Below are 14,268 nucleotides of genomic sequence, written 5' to 3'. Positions count from 1 at the left end.
TGAACGATCCGAGGACAACACCAGCTGCACAGCTTCCTCACGGAAAGCCGCATCATATTTTCTTCTAGGACCAGTCATTCTGAAGTCGATCTCCCATCAACCTGTCTCAGAAAACCATACGGCCGCAGACGCTCTCTCACCGGCAAAGTCGTTATATCGAGTCAGCCAAGTAATCGATGGCCAGTTTGTAGCCCAGAACCCCCGCACCCACGATGATCGCGTTGCACACGCCGGACAGGTACGAATGGTGGCGGAACTCTTCACGCTGGTGCACGTTGGTGATGTGCACCTCGACGGCGGGCAGCTGCACAGCCGCCAAGGCGTCGCGAAGGGCCACGGAAGTATGCGTGTAGGCGCCGGCGTTGATCACAATTCCGACGGCGGTGCCTCGCGCTGCGTGGATGGCGTCCAGGAGGTCGCCCTCGTGGTTGGACTGAACGCAGTCAACAGTGAATCCATGGGCGGCCGCAGCTTTCATGGCCAATTGCTCCACGTCAGCCAAGGTGGACGTTCCGTACTTCTCCGGTTCGCGGGTGCCCAGAAGGTTCAGGTTGGGGCCGTTGATCACAAGGATGGTGCCGCGACCGGTTTCGGTGGCAGGAGAGGCTTCAGTCATGACTCCCAATCTATAGCGGTGCGGGAGTGCGCGGGAATTGTGCCCACAGGGTGAGCGAGGGTGCCCTGAAAACAGTCACTATGTGAGAGAGCGACGTCCAAACAGCCGCGTGATGTGAGAGAGCGACGTCCAAACAGCCGCGTGATGTGAGAGATCGTTAGCTATTTACGGGTGCACTGGCCAGCCGATACAGGACTGCTCAGACCGGGAGCCTGCGCAGCCACGGGTTCCAGGTCCGCCATGGTGAGCGCGAAGCCGAGAGCGGCGTCGGTGGTGGTCTTGGCGAAGATCAGGCCGGCCACCTGTCCCTGCGTGGTCAGCAGCGGACCGCCGGAGTTACCCGGCTGAACGTCGCCTGCCAGCCTGTAGACCAGCTCAGGCGAAGGATTGTTGCCATAAATGTCCGGAACCAGAATGGTTGAAATGCCTTGGACAGTGGCCGGCTTGGATTGGAAGGGACCGCCGTGCGGGTAGCCTGCGAAAGCGGCAGAGCTGCCTGCGGGCAGGTCGGCACTCAAGGGCAGCGGGCTGGACTGCAGTCCGTCCACGGCCAGCACTGCGATGTCCCGCTGGGAGTCGAAGTAAACCACCCGACCCGGCAACGCGCCGCCGTCGGGCACTTCCACAACAGGCTGCGACACGCCCGCCACAACGTGCGCGTTGGTGACGACGCGCCCGGGCGAGACAACAAATCCGGATCCGGTCTGGTTCTGCCCGCACTCGAATGCGGTGCCGGCGATCTTGAGGACGGAATCCGCAGCCTGGTTCAGGGCAGGTGTGTCGGTTGACTCGTTGGGAACGGGCACCGGTGTGACAGGCCCGATGCCCTCGATGAGCTTAGGTATTCCGTCACCGATCACCGTGGACCGCAGCTGAGCCATGGTGCTCTTGACGGGCGTGGGCGTCAGGTTGTCGATGTAGCGAATGACGCGGGACTCGGCCAACTGCTGCGAAACGAACGGCACACCCAGAGAGCTGATGCTGAAGGCCAGCATGGACATCACCAGCGCCGCCACCACCACACTCACCACGCCGCCGATCAACCGGTCCACCGCATGCAGCGGCTTGATCCGCACGGCGTGGCGGACTTTACGCCCGATCATGGTGCCCAAGCCATGCCCCAAAGCAATAAGCACGACGGCGGCACCCACCGTGGCGGTCAGCCTCCAACCGCTGTCGGTCACCCAGCCGCTGACGAGGGGCACGGCCATGAAGGCAGCAATAGCGCCGACGATGAATCCCGCGATTCCACCCAGCGTGACCATAAAGCCGTTACGCAGGCCATAGATCAGGTAGGACAGCAGCATCAAAATCAATGCCAAATCCAATATCGTCAAGCCAAACACCAATGCTCCTCACAGCCGGGTAGCGCCAATTCTAGGTGTCCACCCTGACAACCAACCGTTAGTCCGGTCACGATATGGGCCGTTTAGTCCGCTGTGAGAGGCTTCAGAGCGGGTCGTATGCCCCGAAATCCGCGCCATTTCAGCGTTTCACGTGCCAAGTACGTCACAGAAGCTTAAAAATTCTGAAACAATGGCCTGAGCGCCACGACCGAAACTTATATTCAGGAGATTTCATGGACATCGAGGTATTGCGCCGCGCACCCCTCTTCGCCACCCTTGACGACGACGCATTCCGCTTGCTGACGGACGAACTCACCGAGGTGGACCTTTCACGTGGAGCTTCGGTGTTCCGCGAAGGTGACCAGGGTGACCAGCTCTACTTCATCGTTTCCGGCAAAGTAAAGCTCGGACGCACGTCCCCCGACGGCCGCGAGTCGCTCTTGGCCATTCTTGGCCCGGGTGAGCTCTTCGGCGAAATGGCGTTGTTCGACCCCAGCCCGCGTACCGCCACGGCCACCGCCGTTTCGGAAACCCGTCTGGCCGGCCTCAAGAACGAGAGCCTCAACGCTCTGCTCCGCACGCGTCCCGAGGTTTCCGCGCAGCTGCTGCAGGCTCTGGCCCGCCGCCTTCGCCGTACCAACGACTCGCTGTCCGACCTCGTCTTCTCTGACGTCCCGGGCCGTGTTGCCAAGGCCCTCCTGGACCTGGCGGACCGCTTCGGGCGTCCTGCCACCGACGGCGTTCTGGTTGCCCACGAGCTGACCCAGGAAGAACTGGCCCAACTGGTGGGCGCTTCCCGCGAAACCGTGAACAAGGCACTGGCCGAGTTCGTCCAGCGCGGATGGCTCCGCCTGGAAGCCCGCGCCGTGGTGATCCTGGACATGCAGCGCCTCCGCCAGCGCTCACGCTAAACAGCTACGAAAAAAAGCCGCCCCGGTTTCGCCGGGGCGGCTTTTTTGTCTGTGGATGTGAGAGAGGGTTCGGTTTTAGCCCGGGGGATGTGAGAGAGGGTCAGAGGGCCGTGAACCGTAGTAGGGTGGCGTGCTCCGGGTTTAGGACGGGCATCGGAAGGCCTACCTCGGCCAGGAACCGACCCGTTGCTTCGGCCCCGGACGCCAGCCAGGGTGCCGGCTTGGCCTCTATGAACGTGTGCCCGTGGTCGGCGTCACCCGGGGAGGGGAAGATGGCTTCCACGCGGTATGCACGCGAAGGATCCAACCCCGGAATAGCCACACGACCGGGCTTTTCCGTAAAGCCCGTCCGCGTCTTCACCACAGCGAAGAGCGCCGCCGTGGCACCCACCGGGGTGCCGCCGTCGGACTCGTTAGCGACCACGCCGTGCACCATCAGCGACTCGTCCGGCACATCGGCGCGCACCATCCGTCCACTGTGGATGAGTCCGCGGTGTTCCTTGTAGAGGCCGATGAAGCGCTTGAGTTCCTGGCGCTCCGCCCCGGTGACGGAGCGGACATCCCACTCCATGCCGAAGTGACCGAACAGGGCGGTGATGGCCCTGAAGGAGAGGTGGTGCGTCCGCCCGGTAGTGTGCGATGTTGTGGGCCCAATGTGCCCGCCCACCAGCTCCGGCGGAACCACCATGCCGGTCCAGCGTTGGATGGTTTGCCGTTCCAAGGCGTCGTTGCAGTCCGAGGCCCAGATGCGGTCGGTCCGCTCCAGGATTCCAAGATCCACGCGGGCGCCGCCGGAGGAGCAGCTTTCGATCTCTACTCCGGGGTGTGCCGCTCGGAGCGCATCGAACAGCCGGTACGCCGCCAAGGTCTGTTCGTGTACCGAAGCCCGGCCCGCGTGGCCATGTTCCAGGAGGTCCCGGTTTTGGTCCCACTTGAGGTAGCTGATGTTATTCTCGCGCAGAAGAGTGTCCATGCGCTCGTAGATGTATTGCCACGCGTCCGGATTCACGAGGTCGATCACGTGCTGCTGCCGCCACTCAAGAGGCAGCCTGCCACCGTCCTTGTAGGACGTGGCTGAGGGCCCCACGATCCACTCCGGATGTGCCCGGGCGATGTCGGAGTCCAGGTTCACCATCTCCGGCTCCACCCAGAGCCCGAACTCCATGCCCCGGCTGGTCACGGCATCAATCAAAGGCGTCAGACCGCCAGGCCATACGGTTTCGTCCACGTACCAGTCGCCCAACCCGGCGTGGTCGTCACGGCGCCCGCGGAACCAGCCGTCGTCGAGCACGAAGCGCTCAACCCCAAGGTCGGCGGCCGACTCAGCCAGCTCGATCAGGGTGTCCAGGTTGTGGTCGAAGTACACCGCTTCCCAGGTGTTGAGGACTACTGGGCGGGCCTTACCGGAAACTGCCCCCACATGGTGTGGCCGCGAACGGAACCAGGCGTAGAAGGCCTCCGAAATCCCGTCCAAACCGCGGTCAGAGTATGCGGCAAACAGTGCCGGCGTGGTGTAGCTTTCCCCGGATTGCAGCACCACTTCGGCAGGTCCCAACAGCTCGGAGCCGCCCACCATGGTGCGGCCATCGGCAATGCTGTCCGCAAACTGCTCGTGGTTCCCGCTCCAGGCCAGATGCGTCGCCCACACCTTGCCGTGCCTGTTCCCAAAACCGGCAGTTCCAGCGGCGAGCAGCAGCGACGAGTCATGACCGGTGCGGCCGTGACGGCCCGTGCGGACCCAGGTCCCCTGCTGAATTGTCCTGCGCTGCGGATGCCGCTCGCGGCACCAGCGGCCGGTCAGGTCCAGAAGTTCGACGGCGTCTGGCGCCACCGGGAGCATCGTCGCCAGCTCGTCTACTTGGAAAGGCGACGTGCCGTGGTTGCTGACCGTGTGCTTCAGTTCGAGAAGCCCGCCCGGGTGCAAGGTGAGGGTGGACGTGACGGAGATGCCGGCGTCGGGGTCCGCTTGGACAATCACCGCTGTGCCGCCATTCACCGTCGCACTCACAACCCGCAGGCGTACTGAGAAATCAAAGCCCGGCACGCCGTCCGTGAAGCGGTGCCCGCGAAGTCCTGGCCTGCCCTGCCACGATGACGACGCCTGGGGGAGGAGCCCCGCCGGGACGTTAGCGTCGATGGACGACGGCGGAATGGGCTCGTTGAGGATGGCAAGGTCAGGCAGTGTGTCGCCCAGATCGGCTCCCCAGTGGATGATCTCAGCCTCTCCGCGATGGGTGCTGATGACCAAGCTGGTACCTGCGGAACGGAGGTGGAGCGGTTGCATAAGGGTGGGTCGCTTTCAGTGTCGATGCGCCCCGAGGCGGGGCAGGTACGTGTGTTGCGGGGCCCGCTCTGCGGGATTCGGGTGGTTTATAACCCGCAGAGCGGGCCTCGCAACGGGATCTACTCGAGTTGAGTCTATGAGTGATGAGAGGCGTTCTACTTGAAGAGCGCGTTGACCTGTTCGTTCGCGGCTGTCAGCGAACTCGCCGGGGCCTTGCCGGCGATTACCGCGTCCACAGCAGGCTTCATGATTCCCGCAACCTTGGAGGCATTGTCCGTGATGGGAAGCATGAAGGTGGTCTTGTCCGCCACATGCTGGGTGAAGGCGCTGACATCCACGTTCTTGGCCTTGAAGGCCTCTGCAGCCTTCTCGGAGGAGGTGCTGATGGCCGGGAAGACCACGGCCTTGGAGGCCACAACGTCCTGGCAGGCGGTGGAGCCGAGGTATTCCACCCACTTGATGGCGGCGTCCTTCTTCTTAGTACCAGCCCACACGGAATCGGCCAGGCCGTTGAACATGGAGGCACGCTTGCCTTCGGGGCCCTGCGGTGTGGGGGCGATGCCGAGGTCGATTCCCTTGTAGCCGGTGTACTGGCCGATCATCCACGAACCGTTGCTGTTGATGGCTGCTTTGCCTGCTCCGAAGCTGTCGGCGGCGTTGGCGCCAACGGTGGTTTCAAGTTTGGGCATGTAGCCCTTTTCGGCGAGTGAGGCCCACCAGTCGATGGTGTCCTGGAGCCTCTTGTCGTCGTAGTTGAAATGGGTGCCCCACGGGTTCTTGTCAGTGGTGGTCCAGCCAGTGGTAGCGGAGAGGTAGCTCCACTGCGTCTGGCCGGCGTTCTCGGCATCGGAGCCGGGCAGGCCCAAGCCGTAAACGGCAACATTGTTCTTGTCGAAGCCTGCTTCGTCGCCGCGTTTGCCGTTCTTGTCCACAGTGAGTCGGGCGATTGCTTTCTCGTACGTTCCGCCGTCCTTCGGGTTCCAGGTCAGGGAGCCCATCTCTTCAGGGGTGATGCCGGCGTCGGCGGCCATCTTCTGGTTGAAGAACAAAGCCACGGTGTCCCAGTCTTTGGGCAGGCCGTAGCGCTTGCCATCTTCGCCAACCCAGAGGTCTGCGAGGCCTTCGTTGTACTGGGAAAGGTCTATCTTGTCCTGTGCGATGCTGTCGTCAAGGGCCACCAGTTGCTTGGTCTTGAGGAACTCCGGGTACTTGGAGAGGTGGTCCGTGAAGACGTCAGGTGCAGTGCCGGAGGCCATGCCGTTGGTGATCTTGGACCAGTAGTCATCCCAACCGGTTTGGGTGATTTTGACGGTGATGTCCGGATTGGCCTTGGTGAAGTCCGTGGCGCACTGCTGGTAGGCAGGGAGCTGGTTGGCGTCCCAGAGCCAATAACTGATCTCGCCCTTGGCGGCGTCTCCTCCGGAGCTTCCGCCGGCGCAGGCGGAGAGTGCGAGGACGGCGGCTGCTGCGACGGCGACGGCGCCGACTGCCTTCTTTTTCATCATGGTTGGTCCTTTCGGGACGGGAGGGGTGCGAGCCGGCACAGGCCGGTTTCTGCGTGCGGAAAGAGAAAGAGCTATTTGGTGCCGTTGAAGCCGATGGAGTTGACAATCCGTTTGCCGAAGATGGCGAAGAGGATCAGCACGGGCGTAGCGGACACGAGCGTTGCGGCCATGAGCCCGGACCAGTCCGGTGCGCCTTGCGGCGACTGGGATTTGAAGACTCCCAGTCCCACGGTGAGCACCCTGGATTCCTCGGACGTGCCTACGAGCAGCGGCCAGAAGTATTCGTTCCACTGACCCATGAAAGTCAGAAGCGCCAGGGTGGCAATCGGGGCAGCGGCGTTGGGCATGATGATCTGGAAGAAGATCCGCCAGTGCTTGGCGCCGTCCAGCATTGCAGCTTCTTCAACTTCCCTGGACATGTTCAGGAAGAACTGGCGCATGAAGAAGATCGCGAACGGGGTCATGAACAAGTAGGGCAAAACGAGTCCGAGCATGGAATTCAGCAGGCCCAGGTTCTTGATGAGCAGGAAGTTGGGGAGGGCAGTGAAGATCGGCGGGACGAGCATGGTGGCAAGGAACAGCGAGAAGACTGCGTCGCGGCCTTTCCACCGGAGCCGGGAGAAGGCATAGGCGGCCATTGAGCTGAAGAACACGGCGCAGGCTGTAGTGATGCCGGAAAAGAGCAGCGAGTTCCAAAGGTACTGCCAGAAATTGATCGAAGCACCCGAGCCGCCTTCTGCGATAGCGTCGGCGGCACTTTGGAGGCCGAAGACCCGCTTGAACGCGCCAAGATTAAAGTCGGCGGGCAGCAGGTTGGCGGAGTTCGCTGCGAGGGAGCCGTTGGAAGACAGGGCCGTGCGCAGTACCCAGTAGAAGGGCAGGATGCTCACGGCGACGGCCAGGGCGAGGAGGGTCAGGGCGATGGCGCGGCGCCAGTTGAAGGGGCGGCTGAGCGGGCGACGCCGGCTGCCGTTCTTGGTTGAGGCAAGAGTGGTCATGGCGAGTCCTTAGTCCAGGTCCGACTGGTTGCCGCGGAGGAACTTCATCTGGATGAAAGCGACGATGGCGAGGATGAGGAAGAGGATCACAGCCAGGGCGGAGCCATAGCCGAAGTCCTGTTCATTGAAGGCGCGTTGATAGATGTAGAACTGCAGCACGCGGGTGGCGTTGACAGGACCGCCGGCCGTCGTGACGGCAACAGTGTCAAAGACCTGGAAAGAACCGATCACGGTTACTACCAGGACCAGTACCAGGACTGGCCGGAGCAGTGGCAGGGTGATCCGCCAGAAAGTGCTCATGGACTTGGAGCCGTCGATGCTGGCGGCCTCATAGACACTGTTCGGGATTGCTTGGAGTCCGGCGAAGATCAAGAGTGCCGTGTATCCCATGTGCCGCCACGTGTTGATGAGTGCCTGGGTTGGGATTGCCCATTGCTCGCTGCCAAAGAATGCGACGCGGGGCAGGCCGGTCCATTCGATGATCTGGTTGATGATGCCGATCTGGTAGTCAAGCATCCAGAACCACAGCAGGGCCGCAATGACGTTGGCCATCAAGTAGGGCATCAGGAGCGCGCCGCGAATGAGGGTGGACTTCGCGACTCGGTGCATCAGGATTGCCAGGCCCAGGGCCAGCGCCGTTTGCAGGACAATGTTGATCACCACGTATTCCGAGGTGACGCCCAAAGCGTTCCAGAACAGCGGATCCTTGGCTATGCGTTCGTAGTTCCGCGTGCCGATCCATTCCGGGTCGCCCAGGATGCTGTATTCAGTGAAGCTGAGGTAGATGCCCCGGATGGTGGGGACGAGGTAGAAGAGGATCAGTCCGAGCATCGCTGGAGCGATGAAGAAGAGTGCAACCTTGAGGTCCCCCCTTCCGCGGAACCCGTCGGCTGGTTTCCCTCGCTTGCGTGACTTCCGCGGCGCCCCGACGGAGGAGAGCTCCGGATCCGGTTGCTTGGTGAGCGTGGTCATCGTCGACCCTTTCGTGACTGTGATGTGCATAACAACTGGATGAGAATCTACACGAGTAGATTTGGTGATAGCAAGAGCGGAGGCAAAATTTTGGTGAAAAATGTTCAAAGATGTTCTTTCTGTTGACTCGAGTAGATTCCGATGCAAAACTCGACAGGACAGTCACACAGGGACACAGCGGAGGCTGCTTTGGCAGTCCCAGGGAAGGTAAACAATGACGTTTTCGATCGGGGTTGTGGGTGCCGGGCAGTTCGGCAGCCAGTTCGCCCACCTGTTCAAGCTCCACCCGGGCGTCAGCGCGGTTTATGCAATAGATGAACTCCCTGAGCGGGCAGTTGCAGCGCAGGAACGCTGGGGACTGGACGGCGTAATGGGCAGCTTTGAAGAGTTGCTGGACTCCGACGTCGATGCTGTCGCCATCTTCACGCAGCGCTGGACTCACGGACCACTGGTAGAGCGGGCCCTGCGTGCTGGAAAGCACGTCTACTCAGCGGTGCCCATGGCCATATCCGAAGAGGAAATTGAACGGATCATTGAGGCCGTTCGAGAGACCAAACTGGTCTACGCCATGGGTGAGACCAGCTACTACAACCCCGCCACGGTCTTCGCCCGGCAACAACATGCAGCAGGTAAGTTTGGCCGCATCTTCTACACCGAGGGTGACTACGTCCACGACATGGACCTCGGTTTCTACGAGGCGTATCAGTACAGCGGCGGAGAGCGGTGGAAGGAAACCGCCAGCTACCCGCCCATGCTCTACCCCACCCACGCCATAGGTGGGGTCCTCGGCGCCGTCCCCGGCCATGCGGTCAGCGTCAGCTGCATCGGCGTGAAGGACCAGCGCGGGGATGGCGTTTTCGATAAGGACGTCAGCATGTTCGCCAACGACTTCTCCAACGCCACGGCGCTGTTTGAAATGAACGACGGCGGCGCGATGCGCACCAACGAGATGCGCCGGGTGGGGTACCCCTCCCACATCCGGGAGTCCCGCTTCCGTTTCTTCGGCACCGACGCCAGCTTTGAGCAACTTGCCACCACCACCGTGTGGCAGGACAAGTCCACCGTGGAAGACGTGTCCGAGCAAGTGGAAACCAAGCCCACCATGTCCCTGGATGACCCGTCCCTGGCGGACGTGGCGCCGGAGCTGCGCGATGCCTTCATCTCCGGGCTGGCTCCGGTCCATGACCAGTCCAGGCTTCCGCAGGAATTCCTCGGAGCGCCCAACGGGCACGAAGGAAGCCACCAATTCCTGGTGGACGACTTCGTCACGGCCGTAAACAACCGCAGCCTTCCTCCCGTTAATGCCTGGGTCGCGGCCCGGTTCACGCTGCCGGGAATCATTGCCCACGAGTCCGCGCTCCGTGGCGGGGAGCGCCTTCCCATCCGCGACTTCGGTGACGCTCCCGTGGAGTAGCTAGCATTTACCTCATGACAACTTCGGCGGTACAAACCTCGCGCGGCCCGGTTACACGCAAAGACGTGGCCCGGTACGCCGGGGTGAGTACCGCCGTCGTGAGTTATGTGGTGAACGGAGGGCCCAAGAACGTGGCCCCGGGTACGGAAGCCAAGGTTCGCGAGGCCATCCGCGTCCTCGGATACCGACCCAACGCTGCCGCCCGTGCCCTGAAGTTGGGATCCAGCGAAACCATTGGCGTGGTGGTTCCGGACAACACCAACCCGTTCTTCACCCAGCTGGCCCACGCTGTGGAAGATGCGGCCGCGGAACTTGGCTTCGGCATGGTGCTCACCAACTCGGATGGAAGCCTTACCCGCGAACGCAAGAACATCCGCACCTTGGCTGCCCGGCAGGTGGACGGGGTATTCCTGGCCAGCTGCGTGTTCGATCCCGATGTCACGGAACTGGAGGCCTCCGAAATCCCCTCCGTTTTGTTGAATAACGCAGGCTCACCGCCGGGAATCAACAGTGTGGGTGTGGATCTGGAAGCCGGTGCCCGTGCTGCCGTTGAACATCTGATAGGCCACGGCCATACGAACATTGGCTTGGCGATCGGTACCAATACCGGGAACCAGCTGGACGGGCGCGAGGTAGGCTGGCTGGCCACTTTGCGTGACGCCGGACTGCCGGACGGACCCATGCTTCACGGTCCCTTCACCCGTCCGGGCGGGTACGAGGTAGGCAAGCGTTTCCTCTCCATGGCCAACCGTCCAACGGCGATCTTTGCCAGCAATGACATGCAAGCCATCGGTATCCTCAGGGCGCTTCATGAGGCAGGCGTCAGGGTGCCCGAGGACCTGGCGTTGGTATCCTTCGACGGCTCCCTGGACTCCGAATACAGCTGGCCTGCGCTGACCACCGTTGCGCAGCCCGTCAAGGCGATGGCCGAAGCCGCTGTGCAGGCGCTGGTGGGCAAGGGCCGTGGCGATGAGCTGAAACACCAGATCCTCTCCACCGAGCTGATCATCCGGCAGTCCTGCGGCTGCACATAACCCGGGGATGACGACGGCGGTGGGCCGGGTTACGAATCCATGCTCGCGTAGCGCTCGGGGCGGGCCAGCACCTGGCTGATCTGCGCCGTTCCCGCGGCAACAGCCAGCCGGACCAGCAGGAAGCCGGCGGCGAACACCCCACCGATGGTCAGGAACACCACGGGCTGGGTCAGCAGCACGGCACCCGTGAGCGGCAGGACCAGAGCAGCCGCGGCAGCCGCGGATATGCCGGCAACCAGAAACAGCGGCGACATGACGGCTTTGACCCTCGCCGCCACCATGAGTTTCTGCGGCATTCCAACACGGTCCAGTGCCACCAGGGTGGAAGCCCTGTCCAGCACTGCAGCTGCTTGGTTTACACCCGCAGAGCAGGCGACCATCAGGAACGAGCCCAGCAGGGTGATCATCACTCCGGTGTTGATGTCCCGGACAAGGAGCGTAGTTTCAGCGTCGCCCCCGGTTCCCATGGTGTCCGCCACCGCCATGCCGACGCCCACGAACACGCCCACAAAACTGGTCATCGCGACGCCCCCAACTTGCCGCCACGATTCTTTAGGGCTCTCCAGCACGGTCCGCGCGGCCAGCAGTTGCTCAGGCTTCTTGGCGTGTTTGAGTTGCGAGGACGCCCGCAGCCGCAGGATCCACGGTCCCATGAGGTTCAACGCCAGCAAAGCCAGGCCAAAGCAACCGCCCATCACCGCGATGATCACAATGAACGCGCCGAAGCTGCTGAGCATCCCCATGGCCACCACTCCGATGACCACCACCACAGCTGCGATGAGTCCGCGAACCCAGTGCGCGCCGTCGGCCGTTTGCCGGGTCCGGACGCCCAACGGCGTCACCACAACTTTCCGCAGCCCCAACGCGGCACTCGCCGCTGCAAGGACACAGACGGCCAGCACGCAGCCGAGGATGGACGGCACTGACAACCATGCATGGCTTCCTATTGCTTGTCCCCGGAACTGGATCAAACCCAGGAACGGCGCTGCGCAGGCGTATAGCCCCGCACCAGCCACAGCTCCCACGGCAGCAAGTACGGTGGACTCAATGACCGTCATCCAGACCACCGTTGCGCTGTTGGCGCCCAGCAACCGCAAGGATGCCAAACGGTCATCACGACGGCGGGCGGCGAGTCGGGCGGCCGAGGCGCCGAGCGTCAGCAAAGGGATGATCAGCAGCACCATGGCGACCACGGCCAAGGCCTGGTAGGTGCCCGCGATGTCGTCGGACCAGGACCAGAAAACCTGTGAACCACCGGCAACGGTGAGCAGCAGGGCCGTAACCGTCCCGAAAGCGAGGATGGGGAGCCCGGCGTCGCGAAGACCGGCTTCCCGGAAGCTGCTTCCGTTGCTTCGTGCCAGGTAGGGGGTGAGGCGCAGGGCCATGGAGAGACTAGACATTGAAGGCACCCTTGAAGTTGGTGGTGGTGGCTGGCGCGGCCGGGCCGGAAGCGGAAGCCGGAACTGTTCCGCTGTCTGCCACGATCCGGCCGTCGCGCAACTCCACAACGCGCTCGCACCGGGCAGCAACGTTGGGATCGTGCGTGACCACCAGAAGTGTCCGGCCGTTCGCAGCCACAGAGTGCAGGAGAACGTCCAGGACTTCGCTGGAGGTGGCCGAATCCAAAGCGCCGGTGGGCTCGTCAGCGAAGACAACCCGGGCCCCGGTGACCTGGGCGCGGGCGATGGCCACGCGCTGAACCTGCCCGCCGGAGAGTTCGCCCAAGCGGCGTTGTTCCATCCCGGCCAAGCCGAGGGCCGCTAACCACTCAGCGGCCCGGGCCTCCGAAGTAGCACGGTCCGTGCTGTTGAGCATGAGTGCCAGGGCCACGTTTTCCACGGCGGTGAGCTCCGGCAGCAGCATGCCTTGCTGGAAGACGAAGCCGAACTCCTCGCGCCGCAGCCGGGACAGCGCAGCATCTCCCAAGGTGTCCAGCCGCAGAGGCGAGGACGGAGTATTCAAGGTGATGGCACCGGCGTCGGGCCTCAATATCCCGGCGAGGCAGTGCAAAAGGGTGGTCTTGCCGGAACCTGAGGGGCCGATGATCGCAATGGACTGGCCGGCGTTGGCTGTGAAGTCGACGTGGTCCAGGGCGATGCTGCCGGGGTAGTGCTTGGTGAGCTGCTGGGCGTGGAGGATGGCGTTCATATATCCAGCATCCCTGCGGGCGTTACTCCGCGGCATCAGTCCCGCGGCTGAAGTCTGCGGGGCGGCCTCCACCTGCGGTATGAGACCTAAGTGTTAACTACGTGGTTCAGGCCTCGGCGATCCGCAGCTTGGCCACGTTTTCGGCCAGCACGCGCCGGGCGTCTTCACCAAGGAGCGAGTCCGTGATCAGCTCGTCCGCTTCTTCCAGCCGGGCGATCGAGGCGATGCCCACCACGCCCCACTTGCTGTGGTCGGCCAGAATGACTGTGCTCCGGGCGGATGTCATGAACGCTCGGTTGGTCTCGGCTTCCAGCAGGTTCGGAGTGGTAAAGCCGGCGTGGGCATCCATGCCGTGGACACCCAGGAACAGGACGTCCAAGTGGAGTTGCTTCAGCGATGACGTGGCTATGGGGCCTACCAGGGCGTCCGACGGTGTCCGCTCGCCGCCGATCAGGATCACGGTGGACCCGAAGCGTGCCGGGCCGGACGAGGAGCCGTGGTGGAAAAGATCGGCGATCCTCACCGAGTTGGTGACCACGGTGATGCGGGGCCCGTTGACGAGTTCCTTCGCCAAGGCCCAGGTGGTGGTGCCGGCGCCAAGGCCGATCGCCATGCCTTCCTGGACCAGGCTCGCGGCTTCCAACGCGATGGCGTGTTTCTCCGCGGGCAGCTGTGTGGACTTGAGTTCGAAACCGGGCTCGTGGGTGCTCGCATCGCCGGGAATCTTGGCTCCGCCGTGAATGCGCTCAACGCGGCCGGCTTCCTCGAGCGCTTCAATATCGCGGCGCACAGTCATGGGGGAGACGCCCAGCAATTGCGCGAGGTCCGAGACCCGCACCACGCGTTCGCGCTGGACGGCGTCGATGATGGCGGAGTGGCGTGCTGCCTGAAGCATCAGGGCCTTTCTGGGAACCTCGTCAAACATGGGGCTGAGTCTGGCTCCAGTCTAGGGCGCACGGCACCGGCAGTACGGCAGGCCAGGCGCGTCAATGTCACCGCTGCGTCACGCAGGGTCCTTAACGCTCGACGGCGCCGCTCGC

12 protein-coding genes are annotated in these 14,268 nt (G+C 63.0%); 3 read left to right on the top strand and 9 right to left on the bottom strand.

The features are described from left to right. Positions 1-151: 151 nt before the first annotated feature. Positions 152-616, bottom strand: coding sequence for a type II 3-dehydroquinate dehydratase (gene aroQ / locus HAV21_RS11940; RefSeq protein ID WP_166841849.1), 465 nt, complete (start codon positions 614-616; stop codon positions 152-154). 161 nt (positions 617-777) lie between these two features. Then, a complete protein-coding gene (locus HAV21_RS11935; protein WP_166841848.1) occupies positions 778-1,962 on the bottom strand; it encodes a MarP family serine protease in 1,185 nt (394 codons plus the stop codon). A 233-nt stretch (positions 1,963-2,195) separates the two neighbouring features. Here HAV21_RS11935 and HAV21_RS11930 point away from each other — a divergent pair, with 233 nt between their 5' ends. Then, on the top strand, positions 2,196-2,873 hold the full coding sequence (locus HAV21_RS11930; protein WP_011775987.1) for a Crp/Fnr family transcriptional regulator: 678 nt from the start codon (positions 2,196-2,198) through the stop codon (positions 2,871-2,873). Between the two features lie 100 nt (positions 2,874-2,973). Here HAV21_RS11930 and HAV21_RS11925 read toward each other — a convergent pair whose 3' ends face one another. The 4 genes from HAV21_RS11925 to HAV21_RS11910 form a co-directional block, all read right to left on the bottom strand. After that, positions 2,974-5,157, bottom strand: a complete 2,184-nt coding sequence (locus tag HAV21_RS11925; RefSeq protein WP_166841847.1) for an alpha-galactosidase — start codon at positions 5,155-5,157, stop codon at positions 2,974-2,976. Positions 5,158-5,312: 155 nt separating this feature from the next. After that, positions 5,313-6,662 (bottom strand): sugar ABC transporter substrate-binding protein, encoded by a 1,350-nt coding sequence (locus HAV21_RS11920; RefSeq protein ID WP_166841846.1) that lies wholly within the window; start codon positions 6,660-6,662, stop codon positions 5,313-5,315. A 71-nt stretch (positions 6,663-6,733) separates the two neighbouring features. Next, on the bottom strand, positions 6,734-7,660 hold the full coding sequence (locus HAV21_RS11915) for a carbohydrate ABC transporter permease (protein ID WP_166841845.1): 927 nt from the start codon (positions 7,658-7,660) through the stop codon (positions 6,734-6,736). Positions 7,661-7,669: 9 nt separating this feature from the next. Further along, positions 7,670-8,491, bottom strand: coding sequence for a sugar ABC transporter permease (locus HAV21_RS11910; protein WP_166841864.1), 822 nt, complete (start codon positions 8,489-8,491; stop codon positions 7,670-7,672). A 355-nt stretch (positions 8,492-8,846) separates the two neighbouring features. Between HAV21_RS11910 and HAV21_RS11905 the strand changes: the two genes are divergently transcribed. Further along, positions 8,847-10,046: a Gfo/Idh/MocA family oxidoreductase gene (locus HAV21_RS11905; RefSeq protein WP_166841844.1), complete on the top strand. Its 1,200-nt coding sequence runs from the start codon at positions 8,847-8,849 to the stop codon at positions 10,044-10,046. A gap of 14 nt (positions 10,047-10,060) precedes the next feature. Beyond that, the gene (locus HAV21_RS11900) at positions 10,061-11,080 is read left to right on the top strand and encodes a LacI family DNA-binding transcriptional regulator (RefSeq protein ID WP_166841843.1); all 1,020 of its coding nucleotides are present in this window, start codon (positions 10,061-10,063) and stop codon (positions 11,078-11,080) included. A 29-nt stretch (positions 11,081-11,109) separates the two neighbouring features. Here HAV21_RS11900 and HAV21_RS11895 read toward each other — a convergent pair whose 3' ends face one another. From HAV21_RS11895 to HAV21_RS11885, 3 genes are all read right to left on the bottom strand, one after another. Continuing rightward, entirely contained in the window at positions 11,110-12,480 is a 1,371-nt protein-coding gene (locus tag HAV21_RS11895; RefSeq protein ID WP_243753251.1) for an FtsX-like permease family protein, read from the bottom strand. Continuing rightward, a complete protein-coding gene (locus HAV21_RS11890) occupies positions 12,473-13,228 on the bottom strand; it encodes an ABC transporter ATP-binding protein (RefSeq protein ID WP_166841842.1) in 756 nt (251 codons plus the stop codon). The genes HAV21_RS11895 and HAV21_RS11890 overlap by 8 nt, the downstream gene beginning before the upstream one ends. 106 nt (positions 13,229-13,334) lie before the next feature. Further along, positions 13,335-14,123, bottom strand: coding sequence for a DeoR/GlpR family DNA-binding transcription regulator (locus HAV21_RS11885; RefSeq protein ID WP_166841862.1), 789 nt, complete (start codon positions 14,121-14,123; stop codon positions 13,335-13,337). Positions 14,124-14,268: the final 145 nt, after the last annotated feature.

The sequence above is a fragment of the Paenarthrobacter sp. MSM-2-10-13 genome, assembly GCF_011605365.1.
Taxonomy (GTDB): domain Bacteria; phylum Actinomycetota; class Actinomycetes; order Actinomycetales; family Micrococcaceae; genus Arthrobacter.
This window is presented reverse-complemented; position numbering and strand designations above follow the sequence as displayed.

What these genes read in the sequence shown, in the direction of transcription:
- aroQ (WP_166841849.1), bottom strand. Translation starts at nt 616, where the DNA reads ATGACTGAAGCCTCTCCTGCCACCGAAACCGGTCGCGGCACCATCCTT.
- HAV21_RS11930 (WP_011775987.1), top strand. Translation starts at nt 2,196, where the DNA reads ATGGACATCGAGGTATTGCGCCGCGCACCCCTCTTCGCCACCCTTGAC.
- HAV21_RS11925 (WP_166841847.1), bottom strand. Translation starts at nt 5,157, where the DNA reads ATGCAACCGCTCCACCTCCGTTCCGCAGGTACCAGCTTGGTCATCAGC.
- HAV21_RS11920 (WP_166841846.1), bottom strand. Translation starts at nt 6,662, where the DNA reads ATGATGAAAAAGAAGGCAGTCGGCGCCGTCGCCGTCGCAGCAGCCGCC.
- HAV21_RS11915 (WP_166841845.1), bottom strand. Translation starts at nt 7,660, where the DNA reads ATGACCACTCTTGCCTCAACCAAGAACGGCAGCCGGCGTCGCCCGCTC.
- HAV21_RS11910 (WP_166841864.1), bottom strand. Translation starts at nt 8,491, where the DNA reads ATGCTCGGACTGATCCTCTTCTACCTCGTCCCCACCATCCGGGGCATC.
- HAV21_RS11905 (WP_166841844.1), top strand. Translation starts at nt 8,847, where the DNA reads ATGACGTTTTCGATCGGGGTTGTGGGTGCCGGGCAGTTCGGCAGCCAG.
- HAV21_RS11900 (WP_166841843.1), top strand. Translation starts at nt 10,061, where the DNA reads ATGACAACTTCGGCGGTACAAACCTCGCGCGGCCCGGTTACACGCAAA.
- HAV21_RS11895 (WP_243753251.1), bottom strand. Translation starts at nt 12,480, where the DNA reads ATGTCTAGTCTCTCCATGGCCCTGCGCCTCACCCCCTACCTGGCACGA.
- HAV21_RS11890 (WP_166841842.1), bottom strand. Translation starts at nt 13,228, where the DNA reads ATGAACGCCATCCTCCACGCCCAGCAGCTCACCAAGCACTACCCCGGC.
- HAV21_RS11885 (WP_166841862.1), bottom strand. Translation starts at nt 14,123, where the DNA reads ATGCTTCAGGCAGCACGCCACTCCGCCATCATCGACGCCGTCCAGCGC.